This window comes from Mitsuaria sp. TWR114, from assembly GCF_007997345.1.
The window spans coordinates 1-2910 of record NZ_VOSR01000707.1 but is presented as its reverse complement, the minus strand read 5'-3'; the positions used below and the strand labels follow the sequence as shown (position 1 = coordinate 2910).

The window sequence follows — 2910 nt, the reverse complement described above, 5'->3', positions numbered from 1 at the left end:
CGGCGGCGATGCGGCGCTCCGCGTCCGCCGCGTCGGGCAGGGCGGGGCCGTAGATCTCCATCCAGGTCTGGAAGACCGGATCGTTGTCATGGCGCTGGAGCAGCCGCACCGGCTGGCCGGCGCGCGCCTGCTCGAAGGCGGCCAGGGCGGCCGCCAGGTCGTCCGTGTGGACGCGGTAGTAGACGTAGAGCTCGACCGGTGCGCCGGCCGGGCGATCGGGCGAAGCGGTCCCAGGGGCCGAGGCCCGCGTTGGCGGCGACGAGGTCATTCCGGTTCTCCGATGGCGTAGGGCAGGGGACGGGGCGTGAGCACGGCGCCTTGCGCGCTGCCCAGGTGCAGCGTGCCGGACTCGAGCGCGGCCAGCTTCACCTCGGCCAGCAGCAGCGGACGGCCTTCCAGGCGGCCGAAGCCGGCGACCATGCCGGCGGGCTGCTCCGGATCGGCGCTGTGGAAGATCTCCTGGCCCGGCGTGGCATCGGCATCGCTGCCGTCCATCGCGAACAGGTGGGTGCGGCGCTTGATCGTGCCGCGGTACTGGCTGCGCGCGACGACCTCCTGGCCGGGGTAGCAGCCCTTCTGGAAGTTCACGCCGCCCAGCAGCTCGAGGTTGAGCATCTGGGGCACGAACTGTTCCACCGTCGCCTGGCGGATCCAGGCCAGGCCGGCGGTGACGTCCAGCCCCTGCCATTCCTCCGGATCGATCGACGGCAGCGCCGGCGCGGCGGCATCGGCGGGCTGTAGCAGCAGGAAGCGCGGCGTGAGGCCGTCGTCGGGCAGCCGGGTGGCGAGCGCCTCGCGGCCGTCGGCCAGCGCCAGGCGGCCCACCGTCCAGACCCCGGCCGGCGCGGCGGCGCCCAGCCAGTCGCGCGCCTGGGCGCCGGACAGCCCCCAGACCGACCAGGCGGCGCTGTCGTCGCTGAGCTTGCACTTGGCCCGCAGCACGAACATGGACAGCCGCTTGACCGTCGCCGGCAGCACCTCGGCCGGCAGCGCCAGGAGCACCGATTGTTCGTCCGGCTTGACCGCCAGCATCGTGGCCAGCAGCCGGCCCTTGGCCGAGCAGTAACCCGCCAGGCGGGCCTGGACCGGCGTCTGCAGGGCCAGGTCTTGCGTCAGCTGCGTGTGCAGGAATTTGGCGGCTTCTTCGCCCTGGGCGCGGATGACGCCCCAGTCGGCGAGACGGACGGCACCCAGGGCCGAGGACGGCACGGGCGGCGGGGCGTGGTGGAGGTCTTCGATCATGGGGCCGATTATCATCAGCCCCCGCATTTCACGAAGGGCCCCGGGTCTTGTCACGCGCGAAGCACAACCCTCGCCGCGCCGCGAGGAAATCGAAGAAGCAATCGGGCCGGATCGGACGCTGGCTGCTGTCCGTGCTGGTCGCGCTGGCGGTGCTGGCCGCGGGCGCCGGCGGCGCCGTCTGGTGGTGGCTGCAGGCGCCGCTGGCGCTGGAGAAGGACAGCCTGGAGCTCTCGATCGAACCCGGCACGCCGCCGCAGCAGGTCGCGCAGGCCTGGGTCGGGGCGGGCGTGCAGACCGATCCGCGTTTCCTCTACGCGTGGTTCCGCTACTCGGGGCAGGCGCGCAAGATCCGCGCCGGCAGCTACGAGGTCCATGCCGGCATCACGCCGCGCGAGCTGCTGGACAAGATGGTCCGCGGCGACCAGGTGCTGGAGCAGCTCCGCCTGATCGAGGGCTGGAACTTCCGCCAGCTACGCGCCGCGATCGCGGCCGCGCCGGCGCTCAAGCAGACGACCGCCGGCATGACCGACGCCCAGATCATGGCGGCGCTGGGCGCGCCCGGCCAGGCGCCGGAGGGCCGCTTCTTCCCCGACACGTACGCGTACAGCCGCGGCGTGAGCGACCTGACGGTGCTCAAGCGCGCCCATGCGCTGATGCAGAAGCGTCTGGAGAGCGCCTGGTCCGGCCGCTCCGACGGCCTGCCGCTCAAGAGCGCGGACGAGGCGCTGATCCTGGCCTCCATCGTCGAGAAGGAAACCGGCGCCGCGGCGGACCGCGGGCTGGTGGCGGCGGTGTTCATCAACCGGCTCAAGGCCGGCATGCCGCTGCAGACCGATCCGACGGTCATCTACGGGCTGGGCACCGACTTCGACGGCAACCTGCGGCGCATCCACCTGCAGACGGACACCCCGTTCAACACCTACACCCGCGGCGGGCTGCCGCCGACGCCGATCGCGATGCCGGGCCTGGCGGCGCTGCAGGCGACGCTGCACCCGACCCCGTCCAAGGCGCTGTACTTCGTGTCGCGCGGCGACGGCACCAGCCAGTTCAGCGAGGACCTGGCCGCGCATAATCGCGCGGTCAACAAGTACCAGCGCGGCCGCTGAGCGTCCGCGCTGCGCTTTTTTCCGAGAGAGCATCCACGCGTGAGCGGCCGATTCATCACCTTCGAGGGCATCGACGGGGCGGGCAAGTCCACCCATGTCGAGTCCGTCGCCCAGCGCCTGCGCGAGCGCGGCGCGGACCTGGTCCAGACCCGCGAGCCGGGCGGCACGCCGCTGGCCGAGTCGCTGCGCGACCTGTTCCTGCACCAGGACATGGATGGGCTGACCGAGGCGCTGCTGGTGTTCGCCGCGCGCCGCGACCATGTGCAGCGCGTCATCGCGCCGGCGCTGGCCGCGGGCCGGACGGTGCTCTGCGACCGCTTCACCGACGCCAGCTTCGCCTACCAGGGCGGCGGCCGCGGCATGGACCTGCAGGTGCTGGGCACGCTGGCGCAGTGGGTGCAGCAAGGCCGGGAGCCGGACCTGACCTTCTGGTTCGACGTCGACCCCGCGATCGCGGCCGGCCGCCGCGCCCAGGCCCGCGACGCCGACCGGCTCGAGCAGCTGGACCTCGACTTCTTCACCCGCGTGCGCGAGGGCTACCAGCGCCGCGCCGAAGCGGCGC

Annotated in this window: 4 protein-coding genes; 2 read left to right on the top strand and 2 right to left on the bottom strand. The window is 72.8% G+C overall.

What is annotated here, in order from left to right; all coding sequences use genetic code 11:
- Together FUT87_RS22835 and FUT87_RS22830 are read right to left on the bottom strand one after the other, a co-directional pair.
- Positions 1 to 268, bottom strand: a 268-nt coding sequence (locus FUT87_RS22835) for a DUF4936 family protein (protein ID WP_147242491.1), incomplete at its 3' end; no start/stop codon positions are given.
- Positions 265 to 1242, bottom strand: coding sequence for a folate-binding protein YgfZ (locus FUT87_RS22830; protein ID WP_091733431.1), 978 nt, complete (start codon positions 1240 to 1242; stop codon positions 265 to 267). The genes FUT87_RS22835 and FUT87_RS22830, both read right to left, overlap by 4 nt.
- Positions 1243 to 1364: 122 nt before the next feature.
- Here FUT87_RS22830 and mltG point away from each other — a divergent pair, with 122 nt between their 5' ends.
- Positions 1365 to 2348 (top strand): endolytic transglycosylase MltG, encoded by a 984-nt coding sequence (gene mltG, locus FUT87_RS22825; protein ID WP_221213825.1) that lies wholly within the window; start codon positions 1365 to 1367, stop codon positions 2346 to 2348.
- Positions 2349 to 2387: 39 nt separating this feature from the next.
- Positions 2388 to 2910: dTMP kinase (gene tmk / locus FUT87_RS22820; protein ID WP_147242490.1), on the top strand; the 523-nt coding region annotated here is incomplete at its 3' end.

Coding starts and splice junctions, on each gene's coding strand:
- FUT87_RS22830 (WP_091733431.1), bottom strand. CDS start 1,242: ATGATCGAAGACCTCCACCACGCCCCGCCGCCCGTGCCGTCCTCGGCC.